This window comes from Thalassospira sp. UBA848, assembly GCF_002295455.1.
Classification (GTDB): Bacteria; Pseudomonadota; Alphaproteobacteria; order Rhodospirillales; family Thalassospiraceae; genus Thalassospira.
Genome location: NZ_DBGS01000047.1, coordinates 1 through 15892 on the forward strand (window position 1 = coordinate 1; position 15892 = coordinate 15892).

The 15892-nt window shown below is 54.1% G+C and carries 16 protein-coding genes and 1 pseudogene; 3 read left to right on the forward strand and 14 right to left on the reverse strand.

Annotated elements, in window-relative coordinates; all coding sequences use genetic code 11:
* From B2R48_RS06045 to coxB, 11 genes and pseudogenes are all read right to left on the reverse strand, one after another.
* A pseudogene (locus tag B2R48_RS06045) lies at positions 1-285 on the reverse strand (threonine synthase); the annotation flags it as partial.
* Between the two features lie 190 nt (positions 286-475).
* Positions 476-895, reverse strand: coding sequence for a cyclic nucleotide-binding domain-containing protein (locus B2R48_RS06050; RefSeq protein ID WP_296998784.1), 420 nt, complete (start codon positions 893-895; stop codon positions 476-478).
* A gap of 115 nt (positions 896-1010) precedes the next feature.
* Positions 1011-2498, reverse strand: a complete 1488-nt coding sequence (locus tag B2R48_RS06055; RefSeq protein ID WP_296998786.1) for a carboxypeptidase M32 — start codon at positions 2496-2498, stop codon at positions 1011-1013.
* A gap of 66 nt (positions 2499-2564) precedes the next feature.
* A complete protein-coding gene (locus B2R48_RS06060) occupies positions 2565-3296 on the reverse strand; it encodes an SURF1 family protein (protein WP_296998788.1) in 732 nt (243 codons plus the stop codon).
* Between the two features lie 6 nt (positions 3297-3302).
* Positions 3303-3575, reverse strand: coding sequence for a DUF983 domain-containing protein (locus B2R48_RS06065; protein WP_349676144.1), 273 nt, complete (start codon positions 3573-3575; stop codon positions 3303-3305).
* Between the two features lie 119 nt (positions 3576-3694).
* The gene (locus tag B2R48_RS06070) at positions 3695-4495 is read right to left on the reverse strand and encodes a cytochrome c oxidase subunit 3 (protein WP_008889200.1); all 801 of its coding nucleotides are present in this window, start codon (positions 4493-4495) and stop codon (positions 3695-3697) included.
* An 85-nt stretch (positions 4496-4580) separates the two neighbouring features.
* Positions 4581-5171, reverse strand: a complete 591-nt coding sequence (locus B2R48_RS06075) for a cytochrome c oxidase assembly protein (protein ID WP_296998792.1) — start codon at positions 5169-5171, stop codon at positions 4581-4583.
* A 6-nt stretch (positions 5172-5177) separates the two neighbouring features.
* Entirely contained in the window at positions 5178-5300 is a 123-nt protein-coding gene (locus B2R48_RS06080; protein ID WP_255356190.1) for a hypothetical protein, read from the reverse strand.
* A 14-nt stretch (positions 5301-5314) separates the two neighbouring features.
* Positions 5315-6241, reverse strand: coding sequence for a heme o synthase (cyoE, locus tag B2R48_RS06085; protein ID WP_008889198.1), 927 nt, complete (start codon positions 6239-6241; stop codon positions 5315-5317).
* 79 nt (positions 6242-6320) lie between these two features.
* On the reverse strand, positions 6321-7904 hold the full coding sequence (ctaD, locus tag B2R48_RS06090) for a cytochrome c oxidase subunit I (protein ID WP_008889197.1): 1584 nt from the start codon (positions 7902-7904) through the stop codon (positions 6321-6323).
* Between the two features lie 11 nt (positions 7905-7915).
* Complete coding sequence (gene coxB, locus B2R48_RS06095) at positions 7916-8767, reverse strand: cytochrome c oxidase subunit II (protein WP_296998795.1); 852 nt, start codon at positions 8765-8767, stop codon at positions 7916-7918.
* Positions 8768-9596: 829 nt separating this feature from the next.
* Here coxB and B2R48_RS06100 point away from each other — a divergent pair.
* Complete coding sequence (locus B2R48_RS06100) at positions 9597-10376, forward strand: hypothetical protein (protein WP_296998798.1); 780 nt, start codon at positions 9597-9599, stop codon at positions 10374-10376.
* A 79-nt stretch (positions 10377-10455) separates the two neighbouring features.
* Here the strand turns inward: B2R48_RS06100 and B2R48_RS06105 are convergent, their stop codons facing one another.
* A complete protein-coding gene (locus B2R48_RS06105) occupies positions 10456-11034 on the reverse strand; it encodes a YqgE/AlgH family protein (protein ID WP_296998800.1) in 579 nt (192 codons plus the stop codon).
* A 321-nt stretch (positions 11035-11355) separates the two neighbouring features.
* Between B2R48_RS06105 and B2R48_RS06110 the strand changes: the two genes are divergently transcribed.
* Positions 11356-13572, forward strand: a complete 2217-nt coding sequence (locus tag B2R48_RS06110) for a protein-disulfide reductase DsbD family protein (RefSeq protein ID WP_296998802.1) — start codon at positions 11356-11358, stop codon at positions 13570-13572.
* A gap of 215 nt (positions 13573-13787) precedes the next feature.
* Positions 13788-14267 carry a peroxiredoxin gene (locus tag B2R48_RS06115; protein WP_062956667.1) on the forward strand — a complete coding sequence of 160 codons (480 nt, stop codon included), beginning with the start codon at positions 13788-13790 and terminating at the stop codon, positions 14265-14267.
* A gap of 89 nt (positions 14268-14356) precedes the next feature.
* On the opposite strand, the gene B2R48_RS06120 is transcribed toward B2R48_RS06115, so the two are convergent.
* Both B2R48_RS06120 and B2R48_RS06125 read right to left on the reverse strand, forming a co-directional pair.
* Entirely contained in the window at positions 14357-14761 is a 405-nt protein-coding gene (locus B2R48_RS06120; protein ID WP_232310671.1) for a hypothetical protein, read from the reverse strand.
* Between the two features lie 210 nt (positions 14762-14971).
* Positions 14972-15883, reverse strand: a complete 912-nt coding sequence (locus B2R48_RS06125; protein ID WP_062956669.1) for a protein phosphatase CheZ — start codon at positions 15881-15883, stop codon at positions 14972-14974.
* Positions 15884-15892: the final 9 nt, after the last annotated feature.

The window sequence follows — 15892 nt, forward strand, 5'->3', positions numbered from 1 at the left end:
GCCAAGCTGTTTAAGCGGTGCGACTGCTTCGTGATCAAAGCCCTGATATGTGTCTTCAAGAATGGCCTTAAGGGCATCGTCATCAACAGTACCCGCCACAAATGGCTGGATCACCTTGAACGCCACTTCGGCATAGGTCAGAGTTCGCAGCGCACGAATGTCATCCTTGGAAAAGGTCGGCCAGGTTTCGGGAACATAAAGCCCCCCGTCACGGGCCAGACCGGCAAGAAGAACTTCATCGAACTGCAAAACGGGGGCGCTTCCCCGCGTGCTGACATAGCGCACTAGACCTGCTCCTGCGTAAGGCGAATACCGGTTCCGTGCCCACAGGCGCAGTACGCCCCCATAAACACGGCAAGGCCTGATTTAGTGAGGGTTTGCGCCGCTATAGTCAAGGGTCAATACAACAGGTCTGGCACGCATTGGCGATAATACGCGATCAATACCAGCCATCGCTGCAAACATCCGTGAAGACTTAGCCATCAAGCGGGATGTCATGTTCCTTCAACTTGGCTTCCGCAAGCGCAGCGCGACGGACAACGGTGCGGTAATTGCCCAGAAGGATTCGCAAGACCGCCTTGATGAACCGGTCCGAGCCCGACATTTTCTTCTCGAACGTCTGGCGATTGATTGCGATCAGAACGGTACGTTCCTTGGCACGGGCGGATGCCATCCGGGGCTGATTATCAACAAGGGCAAGCTCGCCAAACAAACCACCGGCCTCAATCGTTCCCAGAACGACTTCTTTGTTTTCACTCAGCGTCTTGTAGATTTCGACCTTGCCTTCCTGCACGACATAGGCGGCATTGCCGGGCTTGCCTTCGCGGAAAATGACCTGATCGATGGCAAAGACCTGTCGGTCCATGACCTTCTTGTTGCCGTCAGTTATGCCCATGTCTTTGCAGTGCCCATGTAAATTTAGCCGGGATTTTGCCCCGATCATTGATGGCAGCGTATATCACCAATCCATCAATCAATGCTAGCAGATTGCCCGATCCATTCAATTGAATTTACTGGCCATACCTATTCTCAAGATGGGCCTTGAATGCATCGACGCCAAGGGCCTTTCCTGTTGCCGCTTCAAGGATCGCGTCGGTGGATTTACTTGACGCCTGACCATGAATGTTTTTGCCAAGCCAGCGCATCAACGGGGCGAAATCACCGCGCGAAAGTGCGTCTGGAATCTCCGGGTTGGCTTCCCTGGCAGCGGCAAAGATCTGGGCTGCGGCCATCGCACCCAACGTATAGGTCGGGAAATATCCCCACGCCCCGGCAGGCCAGTGGATATCCTGCATACAGCCGTTACGGTCATCTTCGGGCACAATGCCCAGAAGTTTCTGCATCATTTCGTTCCAGGCCGCTGGGAGGTCGGCAAGTTTCATGTCACCTTCGATCAATGCACGCTCGATGCGATAGCGCAGGATCACATGGGCGGGATAGGTCACCTCGTCGGCATCAACACGGATCAGCCCCGGCTCAACCCGTGTATACAGACGATGCAGGTTTGCCGGTTTCCATGCCGCACTGTCGCCGCCAAAGGCCGCCTCAAAAACCGGCCCGGCATAGGTCAGGAATTCTTCTGACCGGCAGGCCTGCATTTCAACCAGAAGCGACTGGCTTTCATGCATGGTCATGCCACGCGCCTTGCCAACAGGCTGGTTTTGCCAATCGGCTGGCAACCCGCGCTCATACATGGCATGGCCGGTTTCGTGCAGAACCCCCATGATAGCGGAGGTAAAATCATCCTCGTCATAGCGCGTGGTCAAGCGTACGTCTTCGGGGATGCCACCACAGAACGGGTGATGCGAAATATCCAGACGTCCGTGATCAAAGTCGAAACCAACCGCCTTCATCAGCTCAAGGCCGATCTGGTTTTGTGTTTCAACCGGGAACGGCCCATTCGGTTTCAGCGGATTGTCTTCGGCTTTTTGACGCTCGATGACATCGGCAGTGAAATCCGGCAGGAAGGATTCCAGTTCGGCAAATAGCGTATCAATCCGGTCAGAGCGCATCATCGGGTCATACTGATCAAGCAGCGCGTCATAAACAGACGTCCCAAGTGCCTCTGCCTTGGCTTTTCCGGCCTCAATCGAAAGATCGAGAACTTCTTGCAGTTGCGGCAGCAATCCCTTGAAGTCATTTTCAGCCCGCGCAGTACGCCAGGCGACCTCACAGCGCGTTCCAGCACGTGACATCTTCTCGACCAGTTCGCCCGGAACAGCTGTCCCATGGACCCATGCGCGCTTCATTTCCGCCAGATTGGCCTGTTGCCAGTCATCAAGTCTTTCGCCCTGGGCACTGGTGATCAGGTCCCTCAGATCCGGTGCATTGATCAGCTCGTTTTCGAGAACGCTCAGTGTTGCCAACTGTTCAGAACGGGCATCTGCGCCGCCGCCCGGCATGATCACTGCCATATCCCAATGCAACATCCCGCCAATGCCCGACAGGACACTCATGCGGTGAAAACGGGATTCAAGCTTTTTGTATGCTTCAGTCATGGGGGCTCCTGCGCGGTCTGGTTGGTCACAGTCCGCATAAAAACAGTCAAATTCGGCAAAGTGCAATCAGGACGGCGTGTCGTTTTCCTTATCACCAGACGGGCGGCGATGATACAGGACAAACATCACGATCAGGGTCAGTGCAAGACTGTACCAGGTGATGGCGTATTGAAGATGGTTATTGGGCAGTTCAACTTTCGCCTGACCACCGATCGGCAGGCCACCCGGGACCTCGGAATCATCGAGTTCCAGATAATACGGGCTTGCAAGCTCCGCCCCGGAATCTTCGGCCATGTGATCGACATCGACGTAAAACCACTGATTGCGCAAGGCATCGTTTTCTGGCTGGGCCCAATGCTTTTCGCGCGGCAGACGCAGAACGCCAGATACCTGCACAGGTCCCTCGATCAGGCTTTCCGGGCGGGTTTCCGGGTCGCGGTAATCCTGGGGCACCCAGCCGCGATTGACCAGAATGATACGGCCGTCTTCCTGTTCAAGCGGTGTGATCAACTGAAACCCGACATTGCCGCGACGGGTCCGCGCCATCAGGTATTTTTCCTGATCGTTCAGGTACACACCTTCGGCATATGCCGCGCGAAACGCCATACCCGGATCTAGGGCCGTGTCCGTCGGCACCGCGATGGGGGCCATTTGCGCCTGTGCTTGGCGGCTTTCAATCAGGTTTTGCTTCCAGAACAGTCTGTCGACTTGCCAGGAACCAAGCCCCAAAAGGATCACCAAAGACAGCCCGGCGGAAATTTTCATCGCCAGACTGGGACGCGTTTTAAGAAGTGGCATGAAGGGTCAGTCCTGTTCGGATGTCGATCGGTGACGATATTGCAGCGCCACCATGATGCCTTTGAGCGGCCTTAGCAAGACCAGTGTCAACCCGATGATCACCGGGCCCCACATAACGGCATGGAGCCATAATGGCGGCATATAGGCCATTTCGACCCAAAGCGCCATGGGCACCACCAGAAATCCGAGAATAAAGATGATGAAAACGGCCGGGCCATCACCGGAATCATGGCCGCGAAGATCCAGTCCGCAAACCGCACAGGTTTCACGGACTGTCAAAAAGCCCGAAAACAACTTTCCCCCACCGCAGCGGGGGCATTTGCATGCCAACCCGGTACGAATGGGGGAAAGGTTTGGATAATAATCATCCATGATCTTGTTTGTGACCTGACGGCGGCTTATTCGCCACCCCAGATGTAAACGGCAAAGAACAGGAACAGCCAGACAACGTCAACAAAGTGCCAGTACCAGGCTGCCGCTTCGAGACCAAAGTGATGATCCTGCTTGAAGCCATCTTTCATTGCACGCACAAGGCAGACCGCCAGGAACACCGTCCCGACAAACACGTGGAAGCCGTGGAAACCGGTCGCCATGTAGAAGGTCGAGGAATAGATGTTGTCCGAGAAGCCGAATGCCGCGTGGCTGTACTCGTATGCCTGCAGGAACAGGAAGATAACGCCAAGACCAACGGTCAGTGCCAGCCCCTGAACAAGGTCCTTTTTCTTGCCTTCAAGGATGCCATGATGCGCCCAGGTCAGGGTGCAACCCGACAGCAGCAGGATCAGGGTATTCAGGAACGGCAGATCCCAGGGATCAAGTACTTCGACACCGGCAGGCGGCCATTCGGTCACACCCGGGCTGAAGATCACAAACGCGTTGTGGAAGAATGCCCAGAAGAAGGCGACAAAGAACATCACCTCGGATGCGATGAACAGTGACATCCCGTAACGCAGGCCAATCTGAACGACCTTGTTATGATAGATGTGTGATTCACTGATCACGTTGCTCCACCAACGGAACATCACAAACAGAATGCCTGCAATGCCGATCGCTGCCAGCCAGAAGTCAGCCGGCGCACGGTCCGAATGCATGAACATGACCATGCCACCGGTGAACAGACCAGCAGATGCCGCAGCCACCAGCGGCCACGGGCTCGGGTCTACCAGGTGGAACGGATGCTTTTGTGCATGATCACTCATTCCTTGCCCCCCTCAATCCTTACAAAAGAAACTCTAAGTTCGCTTTGTTAACCAAAGACTGGACATGCCACCAAACAGTGGACTGTCAGCCTCCATGATCTTCGTTCCCGTCAACTGCTTCCACCGATGCCTCGGATTTGAAGAAGGTGTATGACAGGGTAATCGTCTTCACGTCTTGGGTATTGATGTCTTCGGCAATGGCAGGATCAACATAGAAACTGACCGGCATGTCGACGCGCTCGCCCGGTTGAAGGGTTTGCTCGTCAAAACAGAAACACGCGATCTTGCTGAAATACTGCCCTGCTTTTAGTGGTGTCACATTATAGACCGCCTGCCCGGTGATCGGTTTGACGGCCATGTTTTCGGCCACGTAATAGGCCAGATTGTCTTCGCCCAGACGCACCGTGATTTCACGCTGTTCCGGTTTGAACTGCCATTGCAGTCCCGAATTCACATCTGCGTTGAAACGGACCTTGATGGTCTTTTCCGACACTTCAACGCCGGTGTCCTTGCCCACTTGTGGCGTGCCGCCAAATCCGGTTACCTGACAAAACAGCTCATAAAGCGGAACCGACGCATAGGACAGGCCAATCATGCCGCCAACGACGACAACACAGCTGAGCAGCACACGCTTGTTGCGTGCCTTTACAGTATCTGTGTGTTTTTGATCAGCCATGGCTTCCTAGCTCATCTTCAATATGGTTATGGCAAAGAACAGCACAATCAGGCTGGTCAAAATCACCAAAAACGCCCAGTTCTTCTTTTTACGCTTGGCGTAAAACGCTTCGAGTTCGGCTTTGCTCATTTTGGGGTGCTCCGTCATACGATGAACCCGCCAAGCCAGACATCTGCAACCATCGCCCCAAACAGGACAAACAGATACAAAATGGAATATCCAAACATCTTGTGCGGCGCGCGTTCTTCGGCGTTGCGCAAAACCCGTACCGCATGGCGCAGGAACCAAAGCCCGGTCAGACCCGCCGTCACGGCGTAAATCGTTCCTAGCAATCCGGTCGCGACCGGAACAAAGGTCACCGGCAAAAGCAGAATGGTATAAACCAGCATCTGCTTTTTGGTTGCGGCGTCACCGGCAACCACCGGCATCATGGGAACACCGACCTTGGCATAGTCGCCGCACCGAAACAGTGCCAGCGCCCAAAAATGCGGCGGTGTCCACATAAAGATAATCATGAACAGCGCGATTGAATTGATATCAATCCCGCCCGTCACCGACGCCCAGCCGATCATCGGGGGAAAGGCCCCGGCGGCACCGCCGATGACGATATTCTGTGGTGTGCTGCGTTTCAGCCAGATGGTGTAGACGAACACGTAAAACGCTATCGATACAGCCAGCAAAACCGCAGCAGCAATATTGATGGCAACCGCCATGATCGTGACCGAAACAATCGACAGCGCAATGCCAAGAGACAAGGCCTCGTCGGCGGGCACGCGCCCGGCCGGGATCGGTCGGTTTTGGGTACGTTTCATGTGGATATCGATATCACGATCATACCACATGTTAATGGATGCCGCGGCACCACTGGCGATAGCGATACAGGCGATTGCGACGAGTCCCAGAAACGGATGGATCGAACCCGGGGCAATCAGCAACCCCACAGCACCGGTGAAAACCACAAGCGTCATCACACCGGGTTTGAGCAACGCGATATAGTCACGCACATCCGAAACCGGCAGGGATACTGCGTTTTCAAGCGCTAGGGTCTGATCTGCAACCTGCTTGGTCATTGAACTCTGGTCTTCTCGTTTGGGGCGGTAGGATGCCCCCCGCAAACCGGGGCCTGCGGGGGACTTAAACCAGGATCACTTACTTGATACGTGGCAGTTCGTCAAAGGTATGGAACGGCGGCGGAGAGCTGACGGTCCATTCCAGTGTATCTGCACCTTCCCCGTACGGGTTTGCTTCGGCCTTCTTGCCACGGATGAAGGCATGCGCCACCACACCAAGGAAGAAGATGGTCGCGGCAAACGAGATGTAAGCACCATAAGACGAAACCATGTTCCATCCGGCAAACGCATCCGGGTAGTCGGCATAACGACGCGGCATGCCGGCAAGCCCCAGGAAGTGCTGCGGGAAGAAGGTCAGGTTGACGCCAATGAAGAAGAGCCAGAAGTGGATCTTCGCACCGAGATCGGAAATCTCGTAGCCCGACATTTTGCTGAACCAATAGTAGAAGCCAGCAAAGATCGAGAAGACAGCGCCAAGCGACAGAACATAGTGGAAGTGCGCCACAACGAAATAAGTGTCATGCAGCGGCAGATCCATGCCCGAGTTCGCCAGAATCACACCTGTCACACCGCCCACAGTAAACAGGAAGATGAAACCGATTGCCCAAAGCATCGGAGCACGCAAGGTGATCGAACCACCCCACATGGTCGCAATCCACGAGAAGATTTTAACCCCGGTCGGCACCGCAATCACCATCGTCGCTGCGGTAAAGTATGCACGGGTATCAACATCCAAGCCCACCGTGTACATATGGTGCGCCCACACGATGAAGCCGACAACACCGATTGCCACCATCGCATAGGCCATCCCGAGATAACCGAAGATCGGCTTGCGCGAGAAGGTGGAGATGATGTGACTGATGATGCCAAAGCCCGGCAGGATCATGATGTACACTTCTGGATGACCAAAGAACCAGAACAGGTGCTGATACAGGATCGGGTCACCGCCACCGGCCGGATTAAAGAAATCCGTACCAAAGTTACGGTCGGTCAGAAGCATGGTGATCGCGCCACCAAGTACCGGCACCGCCAGCAGCAGCAAGAATGCCGTCACCAGCATTGCCCAAGCAAAAAGCGGCATCTTATGCAGGGTCATGCCCGGCGCACGCATGTTAAAGATGGTGGTAATGAAGTTCACCGCACCAAGGATCGAGCTGGCACCGGCAAGGTGAAGGGCAAAGATCGCCATATCCACCGAGGCATCCGGATGGCCAAGCACACTTGAAAGTGGCGGATAAACCGTCCAGCCGGTGCCGGCACCACTGCCGACAACAGCCGACAGCATCAGCAGGATAAAGGCCGGAACAATCAGCCAGAACGAAATGTTGTTCAAACGCGGGAACGCCATATCCGGCGCGCCAATCATGATCGGAACAAACCAGTTGCCAAAGCCGCCAATCATCGCGGGCATGACAACAAAGAACACCATGATCATGCCGTGTGCGGTCACAAGCACGTTAAAGAATTGCGGGTCATCAATGACCTGGGTTCCCGGTTGTGCCAGTTCCATACGGAACCAGACCGAAAACGCACCACCGATCAAACCGGCAAGCACTGAGAAGATTAGATAAAGAGTCCCGATATCCTTGTGGTTGGTCGACAGGAACCAACGGGTAAAGAAGCCGGGGGTATGATCGTGATCATGTGTTTCAGCGTGAGCCATCAATCTCTCCCTCACTCTGCCGATGCCACTGATACCGCAGACGGCAGATCAGCAGATGCGAACTGTTCTTGAGCCTCGGCGACCCAGGCTTCGTATTCTTCCATGGTAACGGCCTTAACCGCGATCGGCATATATGCGTGGTTCACACCACACAGTTCCGAACACTGACCATAGAATGTCGTACCGGCATACTCAGCTGGAATGCGGGTCCAGGTTTCGTTCAGTCGGCCGGGAACGGCATCAAGCTTGATGAACAGCGACGGCATCGCCCAGTTATGGATCACGTCGTCTGACGTCATGATAAGACGGATGTTCTGATCCACCGGCAGGACAACGGGATTGTCCACATCCAGAAGGCGATTCAAGCCTTCGGCAACAGCAGTTTCCTGATCGATCATAAGAGAATCAAAGGTGAAGTTGCCGTTATCCGGATACTCGTAGGTCCAGTACCACTGCTTGCCAATGATCTTGAGCGTAAGATCGGCGTCCTCGACGCGGTCTGCAAAATACAGCAGGCGGAAAGACGGGATCGCAATAACAAGGAGGATCAGGACCGGAACAACCGTCCAGACCACTTCAAGAAGGGTATGGTGCGTTGTTTTCGATGGGACCGGGTTGCGTTTCGCGCTGAAGCGATAAAGCACAAACAGCAGCAAAGCCAAGACGATCACGGTAATGATCACCATCAACCACGTAACGAGATTAAAGAATTTCTGGCCTTCAACAGCCACAGGCGAAACCGGATCCTGCAGCCCAAGCTGCCAGGGTTCAGGTTGACCAACAGCCGCAAGTGCTGCGCCATCAAACCCGGTAAGTACCGCCAATCCCAACAGAAGGATGGGAAATAGCTTCTTGATCGACATGCGAATCTGCCCCCTCGCATTACATCTCAAGGCGATATGCCTCAATCGTCTCCACCCCTGACTGACAGTGGCCGAGCTGACAAATACGGCCCACTCTCAAGGACCTTATCACGTCTCAACCAAAGATTACCCTGACAAACAGGCCGGAGCATTTCCTCTGACATATCTTATTCTTAATAAGCCTGCACTCGAAAGTACATTTGTAACGCAGGCAAATAGCGTATCTTCGACACCAGTTCCAGAAAAAACCTCGCTGCATTGCACAAAAAATATATTTTGCCGCCATCAGAATGATCGCTCTGGTTTTGACTGAAATCGCTCTAAATACCCACCCTTGGATAGAAAAACCGCCATTCCGCGTCGCAAGGTTTTGCCATGCCTGCTTTTGCTGCTGTGCAATATAGTCGTAATTGGTGTTTTTATCCCTTCAACCAATGGCTAAAGCCGTCATCCAAGTGATGCTACGCTCTTGGGCGATCTTCGGATCAGCACGACGCCCTGACGGGCAACAGATTGCCAAATGATATCAAATTTCCCCGGCTTGCGCCGACATGCCCCAAAGAACGATTCGCCAGACCGGTTTGGGGGAATTATGTGCACCCAGTCACAAAAAAGGCACCTGAACCCTTTAATTATGCGGGCTTTTCCCCAATATCACAGATAGAAATTCAGTTGGAAATATCAGCTTTGCCAACTATTCTATTCTCACGTATGAGTACCGAACATTGGATGCAAGGCAGTCGTCCAGGCAATTGCCGGATGCAGACAGTTCAAAGACAGAGGTTCGCCTATGGCACGCTCAGGAAGTAAAAGACTTTTCACTGCAGAAATGCGGTTGCTCAATAAACTTGAATCCATGAGTGACATGGTCGCCCTGCCGACCGAAATGCCATCCGATCCAAATGCATCTGCAAGTGGCCCGGACATTTCCAGCCTTCACACCGCGATTGAGGAGCTCAAGCTTGAGCTGCTGTCTGATATCCGTGTGATGATCGAAGAACAGAAAAAGGCAAATGCTGCCCCTGAGGATGACGAACAGGCAGATGCGCGCAACGAGCTGCGTCTGGTCAAAAACGAAGTCCGGGCGCTGGCCAATTCCATTCAGGAAACCAAAAAGGAAATCGCCGCCCTTTATACCGCGCCCGAAGATGACACCGGCACGCGCATTAATATCGTAAAGGGTGAGCTTGATTCCGTCGTTGCCGCCACCGAGGACGCAACGGCAAACATACTTGAAACCGTCGAAAAGATCGACGCGGTCGCCCACAACATTCGTTCGGCAGCACCCGATGACTATACGCAAGGGCTGGCCGACGACATTGTCGAACTGGTGGTCAAGGTCTTTGAATCCTGTAACTTCCAGGACCTGACCGGGCAGCGGATCACCAAAGTCGTCAACACGATGAAATATATCGAGGAACGCGTGAACCGCGTGATCGAGATTTGGGGCGAAGACGACTTTGGCGACTTTGACCTGCCGCCAGATCCCAAGGGCCTCGACAATCTGGACAAAACTGTCACCAAGGCCCCGCAGAACGCCAATCGCGTGTCTCAGGATGAAGTTGACCAGATCTTCTCACAGGAAGAAATCGACGCCCTGTTTGATTGATCCGCACAATCCCGCGCAAAAACAAAAGCCTGCCAAATTGGCAGGCTTTTTCTTTTGGCAGTTTGTGAAAATTTGTGCCTCAGGCGTGTCCGGCTTCACCCGACAGCAGTTCGGGCGCAAATCCAAGCCGCGAGAACGCCTGTTCCCACTTGTCTTCGCAATCGGTGTCAAACAGCAAGTCTGCATCCGCATCGACATGAAGCCAACCGTTGGCCAGAATTTCACTTTCAAGCTGACCACTGCGCCACCCGGCATAGCCAAGGGCCAGAATACGGCTTTGCGGGCCTTCGCCCACTGCAATCTGTTCAAGGACATCAACCGTCGCCGTGACCGATACACCACGATCGACGTGAAGTGTCGCTTCGTTGGAGAAATCGGTTGAATGCAGAACAAAGCCACGGCTGCTTTCGACCGGGCCACCGAAATGCACCTGAATGTCTTCGATGGTGGGTGCCGGACGCGCAATGCCAAGCTGTTCAAGGAGTTCGGGGAAGGTGATGCTGTCGATCAGGCGGTTGATGACAAGCCCCATCGCACCGTCTTTGTTATGCGCACAGATATAGACCACACTTTGCGAAAAGCGCGGATCACGCATTCCCGGCATCGCTACCAAAAGCTTCCCGCCAAGATAATCGCCAGTGTCTACACCTTCACCCATCTCGAAAACTCTCTTTATCCAGTTTCATCAAGCCTAACGCGAATGCCTTTCCATTACCATCAAGAACCCCGGAAACCGCGACAATTTGTCGTTTGACATTGCTCCATCCCATATATCGTATGTAGGTGCAAACGCCATGTTCTGCCATTGGGCGGCATTACAGTTGTTCTGGATCAGGCCAAGGCACAGCGGTTTTGTGGTACTGATAGACCGTTCACACAGTCGTGGCTTGATTTGAACACGGGCTCGAACTACGCCTGTTTTGTGCCACAAGTCTGGCTCATACTGCGCCAACCGTTTTTCGTGCTTAAGGAACAACACGTGTTTCGCCACCTTATCGCCCGTTTGACCCTGTTATTTGCCCTCTGTCTTACGATCATCGGCACAACGTCGGCCGCAATGGCGGCGTCGAGCATGGCCACCGACTGGTTTGACGAAGACTTTGCCTCGGTGCGCCTGATCAGTGCACAGACCGAAACCAGCGGCAAAGAAGTCCTGCGTTTGGGTCTTGAATACGAATTGCAGCCGGATTGGAAAATCTACTGGCGCAGTGCGGGCGATGCCGGTTTCCCGCCGCAACTTGACTGGACCGGGTCCGAAAACATTGGCGAGGCCGAGATGCTCTGGCCCGCACCATACCGGTTCTCGATCTTCGGGCTGGAGACCTTCGGCTATAAGGACCATATCATTCTGCCGATTGATGTCGCGATCATGGACCCGACTGAACCAGTCGCGATCCGCCTTGATGTCGACTATCTGGTTTGCAGCGACGTCTGCATTCCAGCGACAGCCACCTTCAATCTCGACATACCGGCGGGCAGTTCTGGCAGCGCTGCCGGATCAATCACCAGCGCCCACGCCCATCAGATCGAAAAATTCGTTTCAAAGGTACCGCTGACTGGCGCTGGCCTGCCGATCCAAGTCACCAGTATCAGCAGCGAAAATAACGGCGATGCACGTAAATTGCGTCTTGGGATTCAGGGGCTTGATGCCGCCGGGGTACAGGTCGAAGACATCCTGATTGAAAGCGACCTTCGCGCAGGCTACGGCCTGCCCAAGCCTGCTGGATCTTCCGATGATCAGGCCGACGATATCCGGTATTTCGACATCGCGGTCATGGGATTGGCACAGGACCAGTCGTTGATTGACCAACCGCTTACGGTCACGGTCATCGCTGGTCCGCTATCTGTTGAACAAGACCTTGTCGTTGGCGCAGCCAGTGACGGGGTTGCGCCCAAGGCCGCCCCGGCCAGCACCGGCGCAAGCGCTGGCAACAGCTTCTGGATGATCGGCTTGTTTGCCTTGCTTGGCGGGTTGATCCTGAACATCATGCCGTGCGTCCTGCCCGTCTTGTCAATCAAGGTGATGTCTGCACTCAAGGCAAACGCACAGGATACCAACCGTGTGCGCATCGGATTTCTGGCCAGTGCGGCCGGGATCATCACATCCTTCTGGGTGATTGCCGCGGTCCTGGTTGGCATCAAACTGGCCGGCGGCACAATCGGCTGGGGCATTCAGTTCCAGCAACCACTGTTTTTGACCGTCATGACGATCATTCTGGCCCTGTTCGCGCTTAATATGTGGGGCCTGTTTGAGATTTCCGGCCCAGATCAGCTTGGCAATGCCGCCAATGATGCGATCACACGCAGTGAAAGTCACGGCCGCCATATCAGCAGCAATTTCCTGACCGGCATGTTTGCAACCTTGCTGGCAACACCGTGTTCTGCGCCGTTTCTTGGCACCGCTGTTGGGTTTGCTCTGGCAGGCAGTGTCTTTGATATCTTCTGGATCTTCACGCTGCTTGGTATCGGATTGGCAATACCGTATTTCGCCATCGCCATTCAGCCACGCGTCGCCCGCATCCTTCCCAAACCGGGTCGCTGGATGAACGGTGTGAAATTCGTGCTGGGCCTTGCCTTGATCGGCACGGCGATCTGGCTACTCGGTGTGCTTTCGGTTCAGGTCGGATTGACCGGTGCAATTGCAGTCGGCCTTGGCCTGATTGCTGGTGGCGTCTTTATCTGGGCGCGCAAACGGACATCAAACCTGCGTCCGCGCCTTGCCTTTACCTCTTTGGCAGTTCTAGGTTTCCTGATTGCGTTGTTTGCGCCCGGATTTTCCAAACCGCCGTCATTGCCCGACACGTCATCTGGCAACGGCACCCTCACCTGGCAGCCCTTTGCGCCAGAGACCATCGATACGCTGGTTGCCGACGGCAAGACTGTCCTGGTTGATGTGACGGCAGAATGGTGTGTGTCCTGTCAGGTTAACAAGAAGCTTGTTCTGGAAAAAAGCAATGTCCGCACGGCACTGACACAGGACAATATTGTGCTGATGCAGGCTGACTGGACCCGCCCGGATCAACAGATTGCCGACTATCTGGCATCCTATGGCCGCTTTGGTATTCCGTTTAATGCCGTGTTTGGACCCGGTGCACCGGATGGCATCCTGCTTTCGGAGTTGCTTGGCGTGGACGAAGTTCTTGGTGCGCTTGATGATGCAAATGGTTCCGCCAGCCTTGCCAGTTCGGCAGAGTAATCACATCTGATTGAGGATGCGTATTCCAACCGTCCCGATTTGCATCCCCGCTTTTGCAGGAACAAGGGCGGGGATGCCAACGTTACAAGTTAACCAGATGAAACCTGTTAAAAACTCTGCGTGAAAGCATTGAATGCCAAACAGATATGGTGTTTGATTCCGGCATGCGATCCAGCGCGCAGTCAACGGGATTGCGCCAAATAACGGAGATACCAATGACCATTAAAGTCGGTACTGAACTCCCGGAAGTCACCCTTTTCCGCGCAACCAGCGATGGCCCCGAAGCCATCAATTCCAAGGAATTCTTCGCAGGACGCAAGGTTGTCCTGTTTGCGGTGCCGGGTGCCTTTACCCCGACATGCTCGGCAAAACATCTGCCGGGTTTTGTTGCCAAAGCCGATCAGATCAAAGCCAAAGGTGTCGACGAAATCGCCTGCCTGGCATCCAATGATGCTTTTGTTCTGCATGCGTGGGCAGATGCCGAAAATGCAGAAAACATCACCATGCTGTCAGACGGTGACCTTGCATTTGTCGATGCGACGGGTCTTGAACTTGATTTGACCGGACGTGGCCTTGGCAAACGTGCCAACCGCTTTGCCATGATCGTGGAAGACGGCAAGGTCACCGAGCTTGCCGTCGAAGAACCCGGCGCCTTTGAAGTATCAAGTGCCGAAGCGGTTCTGGAAAAACTCTAGGCCCGCGATAAATTACACGCACAAGCGCTTAAAGCTCCGCAGACTGATGCGGAGCTTTTTGCTTTGCAGATACATCTTAGCGCACAGGATCAGCGCGGCAGCAAAACCGGTATCGGGTCTTCCTTGCTGTCGTAGTCGCATTCAAAGGTCGGGTTGGTGTGTTTGGCAATGAAATGCACAACACCTTCCCGGAAGCTGCCCTTGATCGGCGACCAGCTCATATAGACCCCGCCGCGGGTATCATATTCGCGAATATCGGGATCGCGCATCAGTTCAGAAAAACTGTGTCCAAGATCCTCTGTCGCACCTGCTACAAGCCACGACGGCTTCAAGCCGCCATGCCACAGCAAATAGACGCCACCGACATTATTCAGACCAAGTTCAGAAATGTCATCGATCATGAAAAGACGGTAGTAATCCCCACGCGGGCTCTTTCGCCATTTGATATCTTGCGCCTTAGGCTGGCGAATAGCACCGAGAGACCAAAATCCCATAGTAACCTCCAAGCACGCCAAAACACGTGCAACCGAATGTCACACGCATCCCAACATAGCTTCTTATTCTTATAGGTAAGAACTTACCTTAGCATATGTAAACTTTTGGTTGACGAAAGACAGCGCACAAAACGCTATCATTTCGCCTAGCGAGTTCAACTGTGTAACGCTACTACCTAATTAACCCGACAAAACCAAGCATTTTTCGAGTTATTCGAATAACTTATCGATGTCGTCCTGGCTGATACCCTCGCCATCAAGCTGCGGACCATTCAAAAGGTCTGAATCTTCGGGCCGCGCTTCTTCTTCAACTTCAGGGACCGGCAGTTCGGCGAAGGCGTCTTCACCCCAGATCGAGATCATGTTGTGGACGCGCTCTTCAACGAATTCAAGGGTACTAACCACCTTGTTGATGCGCTGGCCGGTAATGTCCTGGAAGTTACAGGCTTCAAAAACCTTGGTCACGATGAAGGCAATCTGCTCGACGTGATCAGCAACAAAATCGCTGGGCGCCGAGTTCTTGAGCGCCATGGTCAGATCGTCGATCTGCTCGGCCGATTCAAGAATGGTGTGGGTCGCCATTTCAGTGTCTTTGACGATCGCATCAAGTTCCGAAGCAGCACTGACAAGACGGTCGTCCTGCGCCTTGGGATGGCGCAATGATGCAATCTGCACCTTGGCCTTGTGAATGTGCTCGTTCATTTCTTCGATCTGGGTGCGGATCAGTTCCAGATCGTCGCGATCAGGCTCTGCTGCCCCCGGTCGGTTGGAGTGGGTCGGATTGCTTGTAACCGGCTCAGGTAATTCGTCCATCGGTGCGTCGTTCGACGCAACGGGTGCTCCAACATCGCTTGGCGCCACCCCACCGGACGCCACGGCCTGACGGAGTTGCGAAACTTCACTGCGCAACGCGCGGATTTCATCAAGAACCGCCTGGGAAATTCCGGAGTTATCCGGAACACTCGCCGCCGACGGCAAAGAAGCCGGCATCGGTTCGCCTGCCCCCATCCCGCTTTCCAGCGTCGGATCGAAGAAGGAATCCGACCAGTCTTCAACAACACCACCTGTCCGTTCTTTAAGACGACGTTCGGCAGTGAATACTTTTTGCACGCGACGAGACATGACTTGTTC